This window comes from Methylosinus sp. LW3 (assembly GCF_000527115.1).
In the GTDB taxonomy this organism is placed as follows: Bacteria; Pseudomonadota; Alphaproteobacteria; order Rhizobiales; family Beijerinckiaceae; genus Methylosinus.
This window is the reverse complement of sequence record NZ_AZUO01000001.1, coordinates 708,633-728,808: the sequence shown is the minus strand read 5'-3', so window position 1 is coordinate 728,808 and position 20,176 is coordinate 708,633. Positions and strand designations below refer to the sequence as shown.

Genomic DNA, 20,176 nt, shown 5'->3' with positions numbered 1-20,176 from the left:
CCATGGCCGGCGATTTCACAGCAGAACAAAAGCGCTATCTCGAAGGCTTCGCCTCCGGCTTCCAGGCCTCGCGCGCGCAACGCGCCTTGCCGACCAAGGAAAAGCCGACCGGCCCCGACGCCTCGCATTTCGCGGCGCAGGATCGCGCCGTCGCGAGTGGCGACGCGCTCAATGAGCAAGAGAAAATCAAGCGCGAGGAGCATCCTTTCGACGCCTATGCGCGACTCGTCGCGCAGGCCAAGCGCAATGAACCGCCGAAACCCGCCGATAATTTTCGCTGGCGCTATTATGGGCTATTCTATGTCGCGCCGACGCAATCTTCCTATATGTGCCGCCTGCGTATCCCCAATGGCGTGCTCACCCATTGGCAATTCGCCGGCCTCGCCGATCTCGCCGACAGCCATGGCGGCGGCTATCTGCATGTGACGACGCGCGCCAATCTACAAATTCGCGAGATAGAGCCCAAGAGCGCCGTCGCCATGATCGAAGGCGTGCAGAGCCTCGGCCTGTGGACGCGCGGCTCCGGCGCAGACAATATTCGCAACATCACCGGAACGCCGACCGCTGGAATCGATCCGCAGGAGCTCATCGACACGCGCCCCTTCGCGCGCGCGCTGCATTTTCACATTCTCAATGACCGCTCGCTCTTCGGCCTGCCGCGCAAATTCAACATCGCTTTCGATGGCGGCGGCCGCATCGCCGTGCTCGAGGAGACGAATGACGTCGCTTTTCAGGCGGTCGAGATTCGCGATGAGCATGGAATCGCGCCGGGCGTCTATTTCCGTCTCGCGCTCGGCGGAATTACCGGCCATAAGGATCTCGCGCGCGACACGGGCGTGATCGTTGCGCCGGACGAAGCCATCGAGATCGCCGACGCCATATTGTGCGTCTTCATCGAGACAGGCGACCGCACCAATCGCGCGCGGGCGCGATTGAAATATGTGCTCGATCAATTGGGCTTCGATCGATTCCTGACGCTCGTCGAGGATAAGCTCGGCCGTCCCCTGCTGCGCGCGCCGCAAGACGCGATCGCGCCGCGGCCCGGCTTCGACAGGCTCGCGCATATCGGCGTGCATGCGCAGAGTGACGCGCAGAAAAGCTGGATCGGCGTCGCATTGAAGCTCGGCCGTCTGTCGAGCGACGAGACGCGCGGTCTCGCGACGATCGCGCGCGAGCTCGGAGATGGCGACATAAGGCTCACGGTCTGGCAAAACCTGCTCATTTCTGGAATTGCCGACGCGCGGGTCGAAGAGGCGCTCGCGCGGATCGAAGCGCTCGGTCTTTCGACGAAGGCATCGCCGCTCCGCGTCGGTCTCGTCGCCTGCACGGGCAATGCCGGCTGCCGCTTCGCCGCCTCCGACACCAAAAGGCACGCGGACGAGATCGCCACGCATTGCGAGGAGAGAATAGAGATCGACACGCCGATCAACATACATTTGACCGGCTGCCGTCACTCCTGCGCGCAACATTATATCGGCGACATCGGCCTCGTCGGTGCGCGCGTCCCTATCAATGAGGAAGGCGATACGGTCGAAGGCTATAATATGGTCGTCGGCGGCGGCTTCGGCGCGGAGGGCGCGATCGGCCGCGAGCTGCTCGAAAATGTCGCAGCGGCAGATGCGCCGCGCAAGATCGAGAGCCTGTTGCGCGCCTATCTCGCGCATCGCGCGAAGGGCGAAGAGAGCTTCGCCGCCTTCACGCGACGCCATGACATTGAGGCTTTACGGCGCTTGATCGCGGAGGCGGAGCAATGACCAAGATCACGCAGCCGCAACGTCTCGATCTCATTCCGCCTTCGGCTCCATTCTCTGAAGAGCAGCGCGCCTGGCTCAACGGCTTTTTTGCCGGGCTGATGTCGATGGACGACGCCGGCGTCGTCGCTTTGTCGCCGGCGGAAAATGCCGCCATCGCCGGCAATGCGGATGACGGCGCCGCGCCTTGGCATGATCCGACATTGCAATTGCAGGAGCGCATGACGCTCGCGCAAGATCGTCCGCTGCGACGGCGGATGATGGCTGCAATGGCGCAGCAGGACTGCGGCCAATGTGGCTATGATTGCCAAAATTATGCGGAAGCGCTGTTCGCCCGCAAGGAGGAGCGGCTCAATCTCTGCGCGCCCGGCGGCAAGGACACCGCGCGCATGTTGAAGACGCTCGCGCAAGAGCGTGACGCTGCACCATCCACCGAGATAGAGCCGGCGGCGCCGCCCAGCTCGCATTCCACATCGGCGCGGGGTCGCTCACGCGACAATCCGGTCGAGGCGATATTTCTGTCGCGTCGAAGGCTGAACAAGCCAGCCTCGGAAAAGGAAAGCTGGCATATCGAGCTCGATCTTTCGAAGAGCGGGATCGATTACAATGTCGGCGATTCGCTCGGCGTCTTTGCGCAGAATGATCTCGGCCTCGTCGATCAGATTATCGCCATGATCGGCGCCTCGCCGCTCGCGCCAGTGAAGGGCAAGAGCCTGCGCGAAGCGCTGCGCGACGATTGCGCGCTTTCGCCTGCGCCCGATCGGCTCTTCGAGCTGATCTCCTTCCTCACCGGGGGCGAGACGCGCGCAAAAGCGCGCGCGCTGGCGCAGGGAGAAGATAGAGACAATGACGCCGCCGATCTCGACGTGCTGGCGGCGCTGATGAAATTTCCGGGCGTGCGGCCGCATGCGGAAGCTTTCGTCGAGGCGCTCGAGCCTCTGCAGCCGCGGCTTTATTCCATATCCTCCTCGCCTAAGGCGACGACGGGGCGCGTGTCGCTCACTGTCGACGCGTTGCGCTACAAGATCGGCAAGCGCTTGCGCAAAGGCGTCGCCTCCACTTTTCTCGCGGAGCGCATCGAGAAAGACGCACCGTTGAAAGTCTATGTGCAGGCGGCGCATGGCTTCTCGCTTCCGGATGATCCGAATGCGCTGGTCATCATGATCGGCCCCGGCACGGGCGTGGCGCCGTTTCGCGCTTTTCTGCAAGAGCGGGAGGCGATCGGCGCGCGCGGGCGCAATTGGCTGTTCTTCGGTCATCAGCGCAGCGATTGCGATTTCTTCTACGCGGATGAATTGAATGCGATGAAATCATCCGGCCTGCTCACGCGCCTCTCGCTCGCCTGGTCGCGCGACGGCTCCGAGAAATTCTATGTGCAGGACCGCATGCGCGAAGTCGGACGCGATCTCTTCGCCTGGCTCGCCGAAGGCGCGCATATCTATGTCTGCGGGGACGCCAAGCGCATGGCCAAGGATGTCGAGCGCGCGCTCGTCGATATCGTCGCGCAATATGGCGCGCGCGCCACGGACGAGGCGGTCGCCTTCGTCGCCGAATTGAAGAAGAGCGGCCGCTACCGACAGGATGTCTATTGATGCAGCGGGTCGATCCACGCAGCGCCTCTGTCGCGACCATTTGTCCTTATTGCGGCGTCGGCTGCGGCGTGCTGGCGACGCCGGATGGATGCGGCGGCGCGGCTGTCGCCGGCGATCCCGATCATCCGGCCAATCACGGACGGCTGTGCTCCAAAGGCTCCGCCCTGCATGAAACGCTGTCGCTCGACGGACGTCTGCTGCATCCTATGCTGCGCGCCGGCGAGACGCTGCGACGCGCGACATGGGACGAGGCCCTCGATAATGTCGCGCAGGGCTTTGCGCGCATCATCGATACGCATGGGCCGCAGGCGGTCGCATTCTATCTCTCCGGCCAATTGCTGACGGAGGATTATTACGCGGCGAACAAGCTGATCAAAGGCTTCATCGGCTCGCCCAATGTCGACACCAATTCGCGGCTGTGCATGGCCTCGACAGTGGCGGGACATAAGCGCGTTCTGGGCGCCGATGTCGTGCCGGGATGCTATGAGGATCTCGACTGCGCCGATCTCATCGTGCTCGTCGGCTCCAATGCGGCCTGGTGTCATCCGATTCTGTTTCAGCGCATGTTGCGCAACAAGCAGGAGCGCGGCGCGAAGATCGTCGTCATCGATCCGCGCCGCACGGCGACGGCGGAAGAGGCCGATCTCTTTCTGCCCATCGCGCCCGGCGGCGATGTCGCGCTCTTCTGCGGCCTTCTCGTGCATCTCGTCGCCAATGGCGCGACCTGCGACGATTACATCACGCGTCATACCGAGGGCTTCACGCAAGCGCTCGCCGCCGCACGCGAGATCGCGCCGACCATAGCCGCGACCGCCGCCGTGGCCGGCTTGCGCGAGGTCGAGGTCGCGGCTTTCTTCGAGCTCTTCGCCGCGACCGCGAAGACCGTCACGGCCTTTTCGCAGGGCGTCAATCAATCCGCGCAAGGGACCGACAAGGTCGACGCGATCATTCATTGTCATCTCGCGACGGGACGCATTGGCGCGCCGGGCGCCGCGCCCTTCTCGCTTACCGGCCAGCCCAACGCCATGGGCGGACGCGAGGTCGGCGGCCTCGCCAATCAGCTCGCCGCGCATATGGGTTTTTCGGGCGCCGAGGTCGATCGCGTGCGGCGCTTCTGGAATGCGCCGCGCATTGCGACGCATGAGGGCTTCAAGGCCGTGCAAATGTTCGAGGCCATAGCGCGCGGCGAGATAAAGGCGCTGTGGGTGATGGGAACCAATCCCGCCGTCTCGCTGCCGCAAGCCGATGATGCGCGCGCGGCGCTGGCGAAGCTCGATCTCTTCGTCGTCTCCGACAATGTTCTGTCGAACGACACGATAAGCGCCGGCGCGCATGTGCTGCTGCCGGCGCAAGCCTGGGGCGAGAAATCCGGCACGGTCACGAATTCGGAACGGCGCATCTCACGTCAGCGCGCCTTTCTGCCATCGCCCGGCGAGGCGCAGCCGGATTGGCGGATCGTCAGCGACGTCGCGACGCGCATGGGCTTTAGCGACGCCTTCCATTTTCAATCCGCGGCGGATGTGTTTCGCGAGCATGCAGCGCTCTCCGCTTTCGAGAATGACGGCGCGCGCAGCTTCGACATAGGCGGGCTGGCGACGCTCTCGGATGAGGCCTATGACGCGTTGCATCCGACGCTATGGCCGATCCGCGCCGGCGAGACGAATGGGCGCGAACGCTTTTTCGGCGAGGGCGGATATTTCACCGCCAATGGCAAGGCGCGCTTCACCGCGCCGGAGCCGCCGTCGCTGAAGGCCGCGACAACAGCAGCCTTTCCCTTCCGCCTCAACACGGGGCGCATTCGCGACCAATGGCACACGATGACGCGCACCGGCAAAAGCCCGCGTCTCGCGCGGCATTCGCCTTGTCCCTTCGTCGAGATTCATCCGGCCGACGCTGCGCCGCTCGGCCTCATCGATGGCGACTTTGCGCGCGTTTCGACCCGCTATGGCGAATGCATTCTCGCTGTCGCCATCACCGATCGTCAGAAGCGCGGGCAATTATTCGCGCCGATTCATTGGAGCGATGAAACGGCGTCTTTCGCGCGTGTGGGCGCGCTCGTCGCCGCGATCACCGATCCGCATTCGGGACAGCCGGAAGCGAAGGCGACGCCAGCGCGCATAGATGCCGTCGGATTCAAATCGCGCGGCTTCCTGCTCTCGCGCGCGCCGCTGCGGCCGCCGATCGCTGCGCTCGGCGCCAAGGTCGCCATAGCGGGCGGCCATGCTCTGCTCTTCGCCTCGGATTCGGCGCTGCCTTTGTGGCTCGACTATGCGGCGTCGCTCGGCGATGGCGGCGATACCGCCGAATATCAGGATGCGGCGCGCGGAATTTATCGCGCCGCGCGCTTTCGCGAGCAGCGCGTCGATTTCTGCCTCTTCGTCGGGAGAGAGGATGCGCAAAGCGCCTTCGACACGGCGGCGGCGCTGTTCGAGAAGGAGCAGCTCAGCACAGAGCAGCGCAAGGCGCTTCTGTCGGGGCGCTCGCCCGATGGCGCGGCGGAGGATGGTCCGATCGTCTGCGCCTGCTTCGGCGTCGGCGCCGCGGCGATCGACGCGGCAATCGCGAATGGGGCGCGAAGCGTCGCCGCGATCGGCGAGACGCTGCGCGCCGGCACGAATTGCGGCTCCTGCATTCCAGAGCTGAAGCGCGCCATCGCCGCGGCGCGCGCCTGTTGCGAGGAGTGACGCCCCATCATTGCGAGGAGCGTAGCGACGACGCAATCCAGAGGCCGCTCCACGGCTCTGGATTGCTTCGCTTCGCTCGCAATGACGGGCTGGGTCGTTATTTCGTCAGCGCCGCGACGCCGGGAAGCTCCTTGCCCTCGAGCCATTCGAGGAAAGCGCCGCCGGCGGTCGAGAGATAGCTGAACTCTTGCGCCACATGAGCCTGGTTGAGCGCGGCCACAGTGTCGCCGCCGCCGGCGACGGAGAGCAGCTTTCCCTCCACCGTCAGCCGCGCGGCCGTCTGCGCGATGGCGTTGGTGCCTTCGTCGAAGGGCGGCAGCTCGAAGGCGCCGAGCGGGCCGTTCCACACCAGCGTCTTCGCCCTGGCGAGCAGGCTCTCTATATGGGCGATGCTCTTCGGCCCGACGTCGAGGATCATGTCGCTCTCGCCGACATGCTCGATCGCGACGATATGCGAGGGCGCATGCGCCTCGAATTTCTGCGCGACAGTGGCGTCGATCGGCAGCACGATCTCGCAATTGGACGATTGCGCATCGGCGAGAATGGCGCGCGCCTTCTCGAGCAGATCGTGCTCGCACAGCGATTTGCCCACGGGCTTGCCCTCAGCGGCGAGGAAAGTATTGGCCATGCCGCCGCCGATGACGAGAATATCGACCTTGCGGATGAGATTGCCGAGCAGATCGAGCTTAGTGGAAATTTTCGCGCCGCCGACGATCGCCATAACGGGACGCGCGGGATGTTCCAACGCCTCGGAGAGCGCCTGCAGCTCCGCCTGCATGGTGCGACCGGCATAGGCCGGCAGAAGATGCGCCAGCCCTTCCGTCGAGGCGTGCGCGCGATGCGCGGCGGAGAAGGCGTCGTTCACATAGAGATCGCCGAGCTTGGCGAGCTCCGCCGCAAAGGCGGGATCATTCTTCTCCTCGCCCTTGTGGAAGCGCGTGTTCTCGAGCAGCAAAATGTCGCCATTCTTCAGCTGCGCGATCGCCGCGCCGGCGACATCGCCGACGCAATCATCGGCGAAGGCGATTTTGCGCTTGGCCGTCTCCTCTATCGCGGGAACGACGACTCTCAGCGAATCCTCTTCCTTGCGCTCGCCCTTGGGGCGGCCGAAATGGGCGAGAAGGATGACCTTGCCGCCCTTTTTCGAAATATCCTCGATCGTCGGCAGAACGCGCTCTATGCGCGTCTTGTCGGTGACGACGCCATTCTCGGTCGGCACATTGAGATCGACGCGCAACAGGACGCGCTTGCCGTCGAGATCGGCGGAATCGAGCGTTTTGAAAGACGGCATGATCGTGTCCCGGTGGATGAGGAAAAAATCGCGTCAGATGAGCTTGGCGATCGTCGCGGCGACATCCGTCATGCGGCCGGAGAAGCCCCATTCATTGTCGTACCAGGACAGGACGCGCACCAGCTCGCCCTCGATCACCTTCGTCTGATCGAGATGAAACACGGATGAACGCGGATCATGGTTGAAATCGACCGAGACATTCTTGTCGTCGGTGTAACCCAGAATGCCCTTCAGCGGGCCGTCGGCGGCGGCGATGATGGCGGCGTTGATCTCTTCCACGCTCGTCTTGCGCTTGGGGACGAATTTGAGATCGACGGCCGAGACATTGGGCGTCGGCACGCGAATGGCGGCGCCGTCGAGCTTGCCTTTCAGCTCCGGCAGCACGAGACCCACGGCCTTCGCCGCGCCGGTGGAAGTGGGGATCATGGACAGAGCGGCGGCGCGGGCGCGGTAGAGGTCCTTGTGATACGTGTCCAGCGTCGGCTGGTCGCCCGTGTAGGAGTGGATCGTCGTCATGAAGCCGCGCTCTATGCCGATGGCGTCATTCAGCACCTTGGCGACGGGCGCGAGGCAATTTGTGGTGCAGGAGGCGTTGGAGATCACGAGATCGTCCTTCGTGATCTTGTCCTGATTGACGCCATAGACGACGGTGATGTCGGCGCCCTCGGAGGGCGCGGAGACCAGCACGCGCCGGGCGCCCGCGTCGAGCAGCGCTTTCGCCTTGTCGCGCGCGGTGAAAAGGCCCGTGCATTCGAGCGCAATGTCGATTCCGAGCGCCTTATACGGCAGCTCGGCGGGATTCTTGATCGCCGTGGCCTTGATCGGCCCATAGCCCAGGTCGATCGAATCGCCTTCTACCTTCACCTCGCGCGGGAAGCGGCCATGCACGGAATCATAGCGCAGGAGATGGGCGTTGGTCTCGACGGAGCCGAGATCGTTGATCGTCACCACCTCGAGGTCGGTGCGGCCGGTCTCGACGATGTAGCGAAGAATATTGCGTCCGATGCGTCCGAACCCATTGATCGCCACTCTCACGGCCATAGCGGTGCTCCTTCTCATCTGCTCGCTCGGGCGGGGCCGGGCGGCCGCTGAACCGCCCAAAATCGGGGCTTTGCCCATTTTGCCGCATTTTCTGGCGGCGAACGCCCGCTCGAATGAGCGGCTTGATAACAGGTCGCGCCCCCCTGTCAACGCGGTCACAGGTCGCTCTGCGGCGGAGTCGCGGCTCGGATTGGGGTTTACGCGATTGCTGCTAGGCGTTAACGATTCGTACGTGCGAATCTAATCGCGATCGGTCCGGTTTCCATATGACGCAAGTCCCACACAGGCTCGATGACGCGCTGCAACGGCTCTCCGCCGCGCTGGAGCGGCTGGAGGAGACCGTCGCGCGCCGCATAGAGGTCGAGCTGTCGCACGCCGACCTCGAGGAGGAGCTCGCCGTCATGCAGGACGACCGCAGCCGTCTCGGCCTCGAGCTCGACGCCGCCCTCGCCCAAAACAGCGCGCTGGAGAAGGCGCGCGACGAGGTGCTGACGCGTCTCGACCGCACGAGCCTTGGCATTATCGCCGTGCTCGGCGACGAGGACCGGACACAGACCTAGTCTACTCAGAGGCGGCGAATGGCGCATGTGGTGGTGACGATCGCGGGCCGGACCTATCGCATGGCCTGCGAGGATGGCGAGGAAGGCCATCTCGACGAGTTGGCCAAGCTCGTCGAGAACAAGATTTTGTCCCTGCGCGAGGGTTTCGGCGACATTGGCGAGCAGCGCATCACCGTGATGGCGGCGCTCACCCTCGCCGATGAGGCGTCGATCGCGACGCGCAAGCTCGAGTCCCTGCAGGCGGAGCTGGCGACGCTGCGCGAGAATGCGGCTGCGGCAAAAGAGGCCGAAGCCGCTCTGGTCGATAAGCTCGCCGCCGCGCTCGAGGATGCGACGACGCGGGTCGAGCGCCTTTCGCGAGACCTTCAGCACGGGGGCGACGAGGCGCCCCCTATGCTCTGAGACTTGCAGCACGGGGGCGCGAGACGGCCCCTATGCTCTGAGCCCGGCGGCGGGCGCCCCTCAGCGGCCCCAGGCCTCGAAGGCCGGCTCGTGCTTGACCTTCTCGAGATCGTCGGCCTGCTGCGACAGCTGAATATGCCGGCGCTCGGCCGCGTCGCGTTCCGCGCCATCCTTGAGAATGGCGATCTTGAGCTGCTCGGTCGCCTTGCGGGCGAGGCCATTGATCCAGCGGTTGATGTTGCTGACGACCAGATTCTTGCGCGCCAGCTCGGCGTCGCGGCCGGTCTCGTCGCTCTTCAAAATGTCGCGCTCCTTGACCGCCGCGGCGAGCTGCGCGTCGAGCTCGGCGAGCTTGTCCGGCGCGGCCCCGGCGCGCGCCTTCTCGATGGCGGCGATGCCGTCCTCCAGCCAAGAGATCTGCTGCGCGAGCACGCCATCCTTGATCGGCCCCTTGACGTCGAAGGAATTGGGCAGCGGAAAGAAGGGGCTGATCTCCACCGCACGCGCCGGAGCGGCCGCGAAGGGCGCCGAGATCAGAACGGCCAGAGCCAGTGTGGCGAATTTCGACATATTTCTCTCCCATGCCGGCGGGTCGTTGCGTCATGACAGCGCGCCTGCTTTTTTCGGCGCGCCGCCGCCCGCGGCTGCGCAAGACTGGGCCAATGACGTGACCAAGGCAAGTCGCTCCGTCCTCCTTGTCGCCTTCCTCCTAGGCCTCGCCACCCTCGAGCCCGCCACATCCTAAATGCGGGGGGTCGGCTCGCCCGCGACCTTTTTTCGCGGAAGCGCTGGCGGAGCCGGTTGTGCGCCAACGATCATATTGATCTAGCGTCGATATATTGCGCTCCAGCTCTGCCCTACACAACAGCCGGCGGGCATGCGATAATAGGTTTTGCTGAAGCCCATGCTCGGCTCCCATGATCGACAGGGCCGCGCGGGCGCATTATTTGCACCGATGGAGAATCATCGTCTCGTCGCCTACAAAGGCGGTTGATTTTTAATTCTTATCGACACGGTCGAGATACGCGGAAAAAGATAAGATTGTCTTCAAAGGCGAGGCCAATGCTCGAACTCGACTGTGATGACTGCTCGAACCGCACGATGCAGGGTCTCCGAGCGCTTCAGCACGAGGTGCTCGAGCGTCTGGCGCGCGGCAAGCCGCTGCGCGAGACGATGGCCGAGCTGTGCCTCCGCGCCGAGCAGCTCGCGCCGCAGGCCGTGTGCTCCGTCCTCACCGTCGATCGCGAAGGTCGTCTGCATCCGCTGGCCGGTCCGAGCCTGCCGTCGCATTATTCCGACTCGCTCGACGGCCTTCGCATCGGGCCGGACGTCGGCTCCTGCGGCGCGGCCGCCTATTTCGGCGAGCCCGTCGAGGTCACGGACATGGCGAATGATCCGCGCTGGACGGCTTTTCGAGCCCAGACCGCTCCGCTCGGCCTGCGCGCCTGCTGGTCCTCTCCCATTCGCGCCTCGGACGATCGCGTCATCGGCACTTTCGCCTTTTATTATCGCACCTGCCGCGGCGCGAGCCCGCTCGAGCGCACGATCGTCGAGACCTGCGTGCATCTCTGCGCCATCGCGCTCGAGCAGGAGGAGCGCAAGGAGCGTATCCGGCGGCTCGCCTATTTCGACGCCATCACCGGCGTCGCCAACCGCGCCTCCATGGAGCAGCAGGGCGAGAGCGTCATCGCCGCCGCGGTGGCCAATGGGTTCGGCGCCGCGATCCACTGCATCGACCTCGATAATTTCAAGGAGATCAACGACACGCTGGGGCATAGGGCCGGCGATATTCTGCTGCGGTCGGTGGCCGAGCGCATCTCCTCCATCGTCGGCAAGGCCGATATCGTCGCCCGCATCGGCGGCGATGAATTCGCCGTGGTGCAATCGCACGCCGGCTCGCTCGCCGATGTCGGCGGCTTCGCGATGCGATTGATGGAGGCGATGGCCGCCCCTTTCGATCTCGAGGAGGCGATGGCGACGGTCGGCGTCAGCGTCGGCATCGCCCGCGCGCCGGAGGACGGGCTCGATCTGCGGACGCTGATGCGCAAGGCGGATTTCGCCTTGTACGAAGCCAAATCCAGCGGCCGCGCCCATTTCCGCTTCTTCGATCCCGACATAGAGTCGCGCATCGCCGCCAATCGTCGCATTTGGCAGGATTTGCGTCAGGCGGTCGCCGCCGGCGAGTTCGAGCTCCATTTCCAGCCCATCGTCGCGCTCGGCGTCACGCGCGTCTGCGGCTATGAGGCGCTGCTGCGCTGGCGGCACCCGCGCGACGGCCTGCGGACGCCGGAGGATTTCCTCCCCGTCGCCACCAAGGCCGGCCTGCTCTACGAGATCGGCGCCTGGATATTGAACGAGGCCTGCGCCAGCGCCGCCGCTCTGCCGCCCGACGCGCGCATCAGCGTCAATGTCACCCAGACGCAATTGGAGAAGACCGGCTTCTCGCGCGACGTCGCCGAGGCGCTCGCCGCCTCCGGCATGGATCCGAGCCGTCTGGAGATCGAGATCGCCAGCTCGGTCCGCCTCGCCGACAATGCGGATATTCTGCGCTGCCTCACCGCGATCCACACGCTCGGCGTCTCCATCGCGCTCGATGATTTCGGCGGCGGCGGCGCCGCCCTCGCGCATCTCCACGCTCTGCCGGTCGATCGCGTCAAGGTCGGCCGCTCGCTGACGCAGCAGGCGCAAGCCGATCCGCGCGCGGCGACGATCGTGCGATCGATCGTCTCTCTCGCCCATGAGCTCGGCTTAATGGCGACAGCCGAAGGCGTCGAGACCGATGCGCAGCTGCGCATTCTGCGCCAGCTCGGTTGCGACGAGATTCAGGGCTATGTCATCAGCGCGCCGCAACCGCTCCGCGCATTCGTCGACGGCGCCGAGCCGGCCGGCCGCACCCGCCCGCCCGTCTCGCTCACCTGAACATCATTCGCGCCATCCGCGTCCTTTCGAGCCCTCGCGTGGACTTCGCTCGGGACCGCAGCGCGCTAGATTCTTCCAGCGGAGAAATATCTTCGTACCGCGATCGGGACATTTTGGAAACAAATCGCGCCTCCAATATCAGAGACGCGTCGAGGGTCGAGCTATGTGTCGGTATGAGCGCGACTCGCGTTCCGAGGAGCAGGAGATCGATCCCGAGGAGCTCGACGCCTCGATCCGGGCGGATCAGGCGCAAATGCTCGCCACCGGACAATCGGTGCTGGTCTTCAACGCCGCCAATGCCGCAATCGTCGCTAGCATTTTTCGGGACTTCTACTCGCACGCGCAAATCGCCGCCTGGCTTCTCGCCTTTCTGATCCTGGTCGTCGCGCGCATCGTCCATGCGCGCCACTTTCGCGCCACGCAGCCCAGCGCAGAGGCGGTGCGGCGCTTTCTCGCGCTGTGGACGCTCGGCTCGACGCTGACCGGCTGCCTCTGGGGAGCGGCCTCATCGGTCCTGTGGCTGACGCCGGACCCCGGCTATCACGCCTTCGCGCTTTTCGCCGCCGGCGGCATGGCGGCGGGCGCCGTGCTCACCAATTCCGCCTATCTGCCCGCCATGTTCGGCTATATCGCGCCGGATGTGCTGCCCTCCATCGTCGGGCTCTTTGCGCGCGGGGAGTCGACCGCCCTCGCGATGGGGGCGCTGCTCTCGGCCTTCACCGCCGTGCTCGTCATTCTCGGCCTGCGCGCCAATGGCTGGCTGGTGTCGGTGTCGCGGCGCCGGCTGCAGCAGGAGGCGCTGTCGGCGGCGCTGCATCAGCGCAACGCTCTGCTGCACGCCGTCTCCACCGCGGCGACCGAGCTCACCACCACCGCGCCCAGCGCCGCCGCAATTCCCGATCTGCTCGAATCCGTCGGCGCGGCGATCGGCGCCGATCGCATTCTCGTCTTCGAATCCGCCACGGCGCCGGAAGAGCCCCCGTCCCTGCTGCATTTCTGGCAGCGCGCGGACTCTCCGGTCGCGCTGGACGCCTCGTTTTTCGCGGCCGACAAGACGCGCGCCTTTCTCTCTGGCCCTCTGCTCGCCGCTCTCGCCGAGCGCCGGCCGGTGACGGCGGCGACGCGCGCGCTCGAGCCCGGCCCCGCCAAGAGCTTTCTCGAGCGCGCCGGCGTGCGATCGGCGCTCTTCGCGCCCATCGTCGTCGATGACGCCCCTTGGGGCTGGGTGGAGGTGGAGGATTGCCACAGCGAGCGCATGTGGAAGGCCGCCGAGATCGACGCGCTGCGCATACTCGGCGATCTCATCGGCGGCTCGCTCGCGCGGCAGCGCTATGTCGATCGGCTCCGCGACGCCAATGAGGTGGTGGAGCGCAGCCCGACTCTGCTGTTCCGCCTGCGCATGGACGCGAAAACGCCGCGCCTCGTCTATGTGTCCCACAACATCGCGCTGTTCGGCTACGATCCCTGGGAGCTGACCGATCCGGCGCGCAGCCTCGCCGATTGCGTTCACCCCGACGATCTCGAGAAGGTCGGCGCCTCGCTGGCGCGGGCGGCCGCGGACGGGCGGCGCGGCGGCATGGTGGAGTTCCGTTTTCGGCGGCGCGACGGCGGCTATCGCTGGCTCGACGCGCGCTACGCCGCACGCGACCGGGCCGGCCGCTCGCAGCTGATCGAAGGCGTCGCGCTCGACGTGACCGAGCGCAAGGAGGTCGCCGATCAGATCGCTATTCTCGCGCAAACGGACGCTCTCACCGGCCTCGCCAATCGCCGCAGCTTCATCGACGCGCTACGCCGCGCCTTCGCCGACGCCGAAGCCGGCGGCGCGCCCTTCTCGCTGCTCTATATCGACGTCGATCATTTCAAGGACGTCAACGACCGGCTGGGCCACGCCAGCGGCGACGCGCTGCTGGAGGCGCTCGCCGCGCGGCTGAAGAGCCATTGCCGCGCCGGCGACGTCGTGGCGCGGCTCGGCGGCGACGAATTCGCGATATTGCAATCGAGATCGCGCGACGCGGCCAGCGCTTCCGTCATGGCGGCGAAGATTTGCGCGCTCTCGGCGGAGCCCTATCTGCTGCCGGGCGGCGAGCTGCGCGCCACGGTGAGCGTCGGCGTCGCCCTCTTCGCCTCCGCTCTGGAAGGACCGGACCCCATGCTGGCGCGCGCCGACCGCGCGCTCTATCTCGCCAAGGAGAATGGCAGAAACCAATATCGCATCTACTCGGAGACGCAGGGGCCGGCGAATAATTTCTCGATTTGAATTTCGCGGACCGCGCCGCCATCATAGGGACGCGCAAGCACGCAGCCGATTTCATACAGGTGATTTCATTGAGGTGACTTTTTTGCCCCCGAAGCTCTCCACATGGGCCTTTGTGCTCGCCGTTCCCGATCTCGACGCCAGCGCCGGCTATTTTCGCGACGTGCTCGGCTTCGAGCTGCTCTGGGCGGAGGCCACGGATTGGCGCCTGGTCCAACGCGACAATGTCCGCGTGATGCTGGGCCATTGCCCCACCGACGCGCCGCCCGCCGCGCTCGGCTCCCACAATCTGTTCGGCTACGTGAACGTTGACGACATCGACGCGCTCCACGCCGAGATCGCCGCCCGCGGCGCGCTCTGCACAACGCCGGTCGACCGCCCCTATGGAATGCGCGAAATCGTCGTCACGACGATCGACGGGCATCGCATTTTGTTCGGGCAGGCGATTGGCGTGGGGGCGGGGTGATGGCTGCGATGCGCCAACATTAGACATTGGCCGAATTAGGTAGACGGCCGCTGCGTACGAAAGCAAGCAAGACCTGAGCGATCTAAAGAACGTCCCTAAGACGTTGACCAAATTCCTCGGCCGTCACTGTCAATTCGTCTTTTCCATGGGCAAGCATTACCTTGGTTGCAGCCCGCGCCAAAACCGCCCTCTCGTTCGATGCAGACAACCCCTGGAAGCTAGGCGCCAACGTACACAGTGTGATTGAGGTTCCGTTCAATTGCCGGTATGGGCGGTCGGAGATTATCTTCCAAATCCCATCGCAGCTAGCCACTCGTTTAGAAGGATTCCAATCGAAGTCGAGGATATAGGTGCCGGCAGGGACGCGCCAACTCTCATAGGCGTCCAGGACGCTTCGCGCACCCGTGTCGCGGAATTCAGTTTTGGCCTTTTCTAAGCCCTCCTCTGCTTCAGACGACATACCTTTGTGTTCGTAGATCGTTATCTTGAATGGCTTGTCGCGGAATTGCCCCGGGTCGTCGCGGAGTGCAGTTAACAGGGAGCCACGGGAGCGCGAAGACGCCAAAGGACCGTCACGTAGAGATCTTCGCAAATTCCATAGCTCAAACGCCTCCTCAAGCATGAGGCCGTCAATAGGAGCCGAATCGACACGCACAACCTTTTCGAACCACTCCTCCCACGCCGCCGCCAAGGAACTATGCATTCCTGCGAAAACGAGATTCGCCTCGATGAGACCTCGCGTCTCGTCAGCCTCATGTCCGAGGCCGTTGGCGGATGCGTTCGAAGAGCCGAGAACGCATCCAGCATCGGTGATCCATACTTTTGCATGCAGCCCACGCTTCGTACGAATACGATCCGGCCCAAAAAAATGGATAAGTCGCTTAATTTCGTTCGGATTGCAGGCGCCGCTCATCAAATCGCATATTATTTCGACGTCAGCCTTTCTCTTTTCCAATTGCTCGATGCCAAGACGGTCTACAGCACCGCTGCCCCAGTACGCTACGGCTAGGCGAGCAGAAGAGCAGCTGCCTAGCAGGCTCTTGATTTCTTGTTCGATGGCGGGGCCACTAAGTATCTGCGGAATGGATGATATTGTCATCGTGAACCGTTTCATTCGCGATCGAGCCGGCTGATCGAGCGTAGCTTGAACGCTTTAGCTAATGTCCGCAATGGGTCACTCGCCGCCCCCATTCCCGTCCCCGCCTCCTCGTATTAGACTCCCCCCATGACCGACGCCCCCATCCGCTATGTCGAGCCCGTCTTTCGTCCGCCCAGCGAGGCGGAGTCGCTGATTCTTCCCGTCACCGATGGATGCTCGTGGAATCGTTGCAGCTTCTGCGAGATGTACACTGCGCCGCAAAAGCGCTTCCGCCCGCGGGACGAAGCCGAGGTGATGGAGAGCATAAAGCGCTGCGGTGAGATTTATGGGGCCTCTGTCGCGCGCGTGTTTCTGGCCGATGGCGACGCCATGACATTGTCGACGCGGCGTCTCGCCGCCATTCTCGAGGCGATCCGCCGCGAGCTGCCGGGCGTGCGGCGCGTGTCGAGCTATTGCCTGCCGCGCAATGTGGGCCGCAAATCCGTCGCCGAGCTGCGCGATCTCGCCGCGCTCGGCCTCTCGCTGGTCTATGTCGGCGCGGAATCGGGCGATGACGATGTGCTGGCGCGGGTCCAGAAGGGCGAGACCTTCGCCTCCACCCGCGACGCGCTGGAGAAGCTCGGCGCGGCCGGGATCAAGCGCTCGGTGATGATTCTCAACGGGCTCGGCGGCGCCGCGCTCAGCGAGGCGCATGCGGAAAATTCCGCCGCGCTGATCAACGCCGCGCAGCCGGAGTTTCTGGCGACGCTGGTGGTCAGCTTCCCCAAGGGCGAGGCGCGATTTCGCGCCGATTTCCCCGATTTCGCGCCGCTCGACGTGCCGGGGCTGCTGCGCGAGATGGAGCGCTTTCTCTCACGGCTGGAATTGAAGCGCACCGTCTTCCGCAGCGATCACGCCTCCAATTGGCTGGTGCTGCGCGGCACGCTCGGCGCCGACAAGCCGCGCCTGCTCGAGCAATTGCGCGCCGCCATCGCCGCGCCGGAAGACGCCCCGCTGCGGCCCGCCTGGGCGCGAGGACTGTAGAGGCGTCCGTCCCGACGCTCGCAATATGCGCCAGCGCACAGCGCCCCCTGCGAGCAGGACCTATGCTGCGGCTCGGTCGATCGGAATCGGCCAGTCGATGAGGAAAGATGCGCGCATGATCAGAATCGAGCTCGAGCCGCAGATCGCCAGGGAGCTGCTGATCGTCCTGGAGCGGCGCCTGATGACGATTCACGAGGTGGAGCAACGGCTGAAGTCCGCCGAGTTCGGCTCGGCCGAGCAGGAGAAGGAGGCGCTCATTCCGATCATCATCGCGCTGGAGAGCGCGCTGAAGATCCCGCCGCATCAATAGGGCGCGTGCGTCGGCGCGAGGGAGCGGCTATGCTCGCCGCCTCTCTCCCCACAAGAGGCGCCAACATGCAATTTCTCCACACGATGATCCGCGTCGGCGATCTCGACGGCTCGCTTGATTTCTTCTGCGGCAAGCTCGGCCTCGCCGAAGTGCGCCGCACCGAGAATGAGAAGGGCCGCTTCACCCTCGTCTATCTCGCTGCGCCGGACGATCTTCCGCAGGCGAAGGAGGCCGGCGCGCCGCTCGTCGAGCTCACCTATAATTGGGACGAGCATGATTATGCGGGCGGCCGCAATTTCGGCCATCTCGCTTTCGCGGTCGACGACATCTACGCCGTATGCGCGCGGCTGCAGGCGGCCGGCGTGACGATCAACCGCCCGCCGCGCGACGGCTATATGGCCTTCATTCGCTCGCCCGATCAGATCTCGATCGAGCTGCTGCAGAAGGGCGCGCCGCTGCCGCCGGCCGAGCCCTGGAGCTCCATGCCCAACACCGGCGCCTGGTGAGCGCTCTAACTTTCTTTCGTTGGAGCGAATTCTGATCGATCGAACGGGTCCGTTCGATCGGAAAGCGCTCTAAAAAGCGCTCAGTAATAATAGTAGCGACGGCGACGCCAGTAACGCGGCCGATAATACCGGCGCCAGTAGCGGCGACGCCAGCGCGGCCGCCAGACGCGGCGACGATAGTACCAATAGGTCTTTTCGACCTGCGTCCGCTCGAGATCCTCCGGCGTCGCCACAGCGGCCTCGGGAGCCGGCTCCGGCGCCCGCGGCGCCTCGAGCGGCGCGACCGAGGTGAGGGCGTGAGAGGGGCCGGCGACCAGCGCCGCCGCCGCGCCGATAACGAAAAATCTCATGAAAGAGCGACGTTCCATCGACTTTCCTCCATAGAAGCCGCCACGCCCGGCGCAGGACGCGCCTGATGCGCGTGCGGCTCATCCCCAAAGAAATCGGGCCGTCCCGGCGGCCGGCAAGGCCTTCGCCGCTTTTCCGCCGCGCGCCGAGCGTAAAAGGGCGGATGGCGATGAAACCTTTTCGGAACTACGGCGTTTTGCTTATGCGGCGCCGGGCGGGAAGTCCGAATGACCGAATAGATTCAAATGTAACCCAGTTTTTCGACGATAGAGCTGCGGGAAAGACGAGGGGGCTTTTGAAAAATCTGGTCCGGCTTTTGCGTGACGGCGGAGGCTCGGGCGGCGTTTCGGACGGAAGCGGACAAACAACGCCGCAAGAAGACTGCCGCGAGAAGACTATGGGAATTCCGAAGATGCATTCCATCGGCGCAGGAGAGTTTCGTTCGCAGGACGGAGAAAAGGTCATGCTCGTCACCGATCTCATCCATTCATGCTCGAACGACAAGGTCGCGCAGGCGGCGACTTTCTGCATCGGAGGCGTTTTCGCCGAGAGAGTCCGCGCCGTCGCGCAGGAGAATGGCGTCAGCGAGGGTCGTTTCGTCTCCGTCGTGGTGCGCGATTTCGCGCTGCGGGCCGATGAGGCGGAGCGCGCGCAGCTGGCGCACGAGATGGCCGGCTGCGATCAGCCGATCCTCAGCGGGCTGCGCAGGGTGGTAGAGAAGGCGCTTGAAGGCGGCGCGCAATTCGCCGATGACGTGAAAGGCTTCGGACTGCCTTTCCTGCGGCGCGACGGCGGCCTCACCTTCGAGGGCGTCGTTCCCCTGCGGCGCGCCGCGCGCTGAGACGAGCTCGCGCCTTTCGGCGGCCTCTTTTGCCCGAGGCCTCTCTTGCCGGCGGCGCGCCCGGCGGCGACAATGCCGTCGCTCGACCGTCTCTCGGTCGAATCGGCAAAGGCGGGGCATGTCGGGACTGATCGACGAAGCGCAGATCGTCTCCATTCTGACGACCTATGGCTATTGGGCCATATTCATCATCGTCGCGCTGGAGAGCGCCGGCATACCGCTCCCCGGCGAGACGACATTGGTCGGCGCGGCCATTTACGCCGGCCACTCCGGCAATATGGACATTCGCTTCGTCATTCTGGCCGCGGCGGCCGGCGCAATCTTCGGCGACAATATCGGCTTTTGGATCGGACGCGAGTTCGGCGTGAAGCTGCTGATGCGCTATGGCTCGCATATCGGCGTCGGGCCGCCGCAATTGCGCCTCGGGCAATATATGTTTATGCGCTGGGGCGGCTCTATCGTCTTCTTCGGCCGCTTCATCGCGCTTCTGCGTATATTGGCCGCCGTGCTCGCCGGCGCCAATCGCTTCGATCCGCTCAAATTCCTGTTCTACAACGCCGCGGGCGGCATTTGCTGGGCGCTGGTCTTCGGCCTCGGCGGCTATGTTTTCGGCGCGGCCATACATCGCATCGCCGGCCCGATTGGCTGGCTGGGCCTCGCCGGCGCGATTCTCGGCGCCTTTCTGCTGTGGCGCTATTGGAAGATCCACGAGGAGCGGCTGACCAGAGAGGCCGAGGCGCATTTCGAGCGCATCGATCATCGCCGGCCGTGAGGCGCGGACGTCAGCTATGCGCGAGCCGAGCGAGCGCGATCACGGCGCCGAGAATGACGAGCGTCTGAAAGCCGATCGTTCCGAACAGCCATTTGATGATTTCGGCTTTCGTGGCCTCGATCTTCGCCTCGAGGCGCAGCTCGGCTTTTTCGATCTTCGACTCGACGACGGCCAGATCGGCTTTCGTCGCCAGCTCCTGGCTCGTCGCCTCGGCGAAAGCCTCCGCTGTCGCCTTGGCCTGAGCATGCGGAACGCCGGCGGCCTCGAGTTTCTCCACGAATTTCAGCGTATCGAAGGCGACTGCGGCGCTCATTTCT

19 protein-coding genes are annotated in these 20,176 nt (G+C 64.7%); 13 read left to right on the top strand and 6 right to left on the bottom strand.

Annotated features, from left to right (window positions below; translation table 11 throughout):
* The first annotated feature begins 2 nt into the window (after nucleotides 1-2).
* From METLW3_RS0103550 to METLW3_RS0103540, 3 genes are read left to right on the top strand one after another with little or no spacing between them, the layout of a single operon-like run.
* The gene (locus tag METLW3_RS0103550) at nucleotides 3-1,754 is read left to right on the top strand and encodes a NirA family protein (RefSeq protein WP_024878624.1); all 1,752 of its coding nucleotides are present in this window, start codon (nucleotides 3-5) and stop codon (nucleotides 1,752-1,754) included.
* Nucleotides 1,751-3,343 (top strand): sulfite reductase subunit alpha, encoded by a 1,593-nt coding sequence (locus tag METLW3_RS0103545; protein WP_024878623.1) that lies wholly within the window; start codon nucleotides 1,751-1,753, stop codon nucleotides 3,341-3,343. Before METLW3_RS0103550 ends, METLW3_RS0103545 begins: the two co-directional genes overlap by 4 nt.
* A complete protein-coding gene (locus METLW3_RS0103540) occupies nucleotides 3,343-6,027 on the top strand; it encodes a nitrate reductase (RefSeq protein WP_024878622.1) in 2,685 nt (894 codons plus the stop codon). Before METLW3_RS0103545 ends, METLW3_RS0103540 begins: the two co-directional genes overlap by 1 nt.
* Nucleotides 6,028-6,124: 97 nt before the next feature.
* Here METLW3_RS0103540 and METLW3_RS0103535 read toward each other — a convergent pair whose 3' ends face one another.
* Both METLW3_RS0103535 and gap read right to left on the bottom strand, forming a co-directional pair.
* The gene (locus METLW3_RS0103535; protein WP_024878621.1) at nucleotides 6,125-7,318 is read right to left on the bottom strand and encodes a phosphoglycerate kinase; all 1,194 of its coding nucleotides are present in this window, start codon (nucleotides 7,316-7,318) and stop codon (nucleotides 6,125-6,127) included.
* A gap of 33 nt (nucleotides 7,319-7,351) precedes the next feature.
* Nucleotides 7,352-8,359 carry a type I glyceraldehyde-3-phosphate dehydrogenase gene (gap, locus tag METLW3_RS0103530; RefSeq protein ID WP_024878620.1) on the bottom strand — a complete coding sequence of 336 codons (1,008 nt, stop codon included), beginning with the start codon at nucleotides 8,357-8,359 and terminating at the stop codon, nucleotides 7,352-7,354.
* Nucleotides 8,360-8,625: 266 nt separating this feature from the next.
* Here gap and METLW3_RS0103525 point away from each other — a divergent pair, with 266 nt between their 5' ends.
* Both METLW3_RS0103525 and METLW3_RS0103520 read left to right on the top strand, forming a co-directional pair.
* Complete coding sequence (locus METLW3_RS0103525) at nucleotides 8,626-8,919, top strand: DUF4164 family protein (RefSeq protein ID WP_024878619.1); 294 nt, start codon at nucleotides 8,626-8,628, stop codon at nucleotides 8,917-8,919.
* An 18-nt stretch (nucleotides 8,920-8,937) separates the two neighbouring features.
* Complete coding sequence (locus tag METLW3_RS0103520) at nucleotides 8,938-9,321, top strand: cell division protein ZapA (protein ID WP_024878618.1); 384 nt, start codon at nucleotides 8,938-8,940, stop codon at nucleotides 9,319-9,321.
* A 60-nt stretch (nucleotides 9,322-9,381) separates the two neighbouring features.
* Here the strand turns inward: METLW3_RS0103520 and METLW3_RS0103515 are convergent, their stop codons facing one another.
* Nucleotides 9,382-9,891 (bottom strand): hypothetical protein, encoded by a 510-nt coding sequence (locus METLW3_RS0103515; RefSeq protein ID WP_024878617.1) that lies wholly within the window; start codon nucleotides 9,889-9,891, stop codon nucleotides 9,382-9,384.
* Nucleotides 9,892-10,383: 492 nt separating this feature from the next.
* Here METLW3_RS0103515 and METLW3_RS0103505 point away from each other — a divergent pair, with 492 nt between their 5' ends.
* From METLW3_RS0103505 to METLW3_RS0103490, 3 genes are all read left to right on the top strand, one after another.
* Complete coding sequence (locus METLW3_RS0103505) at nucleotides 10,384-12,240, top strand: EAL domain-containing protein (RefSeq protein ID WP_245267221.1); 1,857 nt, start codon at nucleotides 10,384-10,386, stop codon at nucleotides 12,238-12,240.
* 163 nt (nucleotides 12,241-12,403) lie between these two features.
* On the top strand, nucleotides 12,404-14,497 hold the full coding sequence (locus METLW3_RS26685; RefSeq protein ID WP_024878615.1) for a sensor domain-containing diguanylate cyclase: 2,094 nt from the start codon (nucleotides 12,404-12,406) through the stop codon (nucleotides 14,495-14,497).
* 73 nt (nucleotides 14,498-14,570) lie between these two features.
* Entirely contained in the window at nucleotides 14,571-14,960 is a 390-nt protein-coding gene (locus METLW3_RS0103490; protein ID WP_245267220.1) for a VOC family protein, read from the top strand.
* Nucleotides 14,961-15,042: 82 nt separating this feature from the next.
* Here METLW3_RS0103490 and METLW3_RS28055 read toward each other — a convergent pair whose 3' ends face one another.
* Nucleotides 15,043-16,074, bottom strand: coding sequence for a phospholipase D family protein (locus METLW3_RS28055; RefSeq protein ID WP_157516508.1), 1,032 nt, complete (start codon nucleotides 16,072-16,074; stop codon nucleotides 15,043-15,045).
* Nucleotides 16,075-16,185: 111 nt separating this feature from the next.
* Here METLW3_RS28055 and METLW3_RS0103475 point away from each other — a divergent pair, with 111 nt between their 5' ends.
* The 3 genes from METLW3_RS0103475 (at nucleotide 16,186) to METLW3_RS0103465 (ending at nucleotide 17,898) form a co-directional block, all read left to right on the top strand.
* The gene (locus METLW3_RS0103475; RefSeq protein ID WP_024878611.1) at nucleotides 16,186-17,082 is read left to right on the top strand and encodes a radical SAM protein; all 897 of its coding nucleotides are present in this window, start codon (nucleotides 16,186-16,188) and stop codon (nucleotides 17,080-17,082) included.
* A 115-nt stretch (nucleotides 17,083-17,197) separates the two neighbouring features.
* The gene (locus METLW3_RS0103470) at nucleotides 17,198-17,392 is read left to right on the top strand and encodes a hypothetical protein (RefSeq protein WP_024878610.1); all 195 of its coding nucleotides are present in this window, start codon (nucleotides 17,198-17,200) and stop codon (nucleotides 17,390-17,392) included.
* Nucleotides 17,393-17,457: 65 nt separating this feature from the next.
* Nucleotides 17,458-17,898: a VOC family protein gene (locus METLW3_RS0103465; RefSeq protein WP_024878609.1), complete on the top strand. Its 441-nt coding sequence runs from the start codon at nucleotides 17,458-17,460 to the stop codon at nucleotides 17,896-17,898.
* An 80-nt stretch (nucleotides 17,899-17,978) separates the two neighbouring features.
* On the opposite strand, the gene METLW3_RS0103460 is transcribed toward METLW3_RS0103465, so the two are convergent.
* On the bottom strand, nucleotides 17,979-18,248 hold the full coding sequence (locus METLW3_RS0103460) for a hypothetical protein (protein WP_245267219.1): 270 nt from the start codon (nucleotides 18,246-18,248) through the stop codon (nucleotides 17,979-17,981).
* 410 nt (nucleotides 18,249-18,658) lie between these two features.
* Between METLW3_RS0103460 and METLW3_RS26680 the strand changes: the two genes are divergently transcribed.
* A complete protein-coding gene (locus METLW3_RS26680) occupies nucleotides 18,659-19,087 on the top strand; it encodes a hypothetical protein (RefSeq protein WP_245267218.1) in 429 nt (142 codons plus the stop codon).
* 118 nt (nucleotides 19,088-19,205) lie between these two features.
* A complete protein-coding gene (locus tag METLW3_RS0103450; RefSeq protein WP_024878606.1) occupies nucleotides 19,206-19,859 on the top strand; it encodes a DedA family protein in 654 nt (217 codons plus the stop codon).
* Nucleotides 19,860-19,869: 10 nt separating this feature from the next.
* On the opposite strand, the gene METLW3_RS0103445 is transcribed toward METLW3_RS0103450, so the two are convergent.
* Nucleotides 19,870-20,172 carry a DUF1640 domain-containing protein gene (locus tag METLW3_RS0103445; protein WP_024878605.1) on the bottom strand — a complete coding sequence of 101 codons (303 nt, stop codon included), beginning with the start codon at nucleotides 20,170-20,172 and terminating at the stop codon, nucleotides 19,870-19,872.
* Nucleotides 20,173-20,176 lie beyond the last annotated feature (4 nt).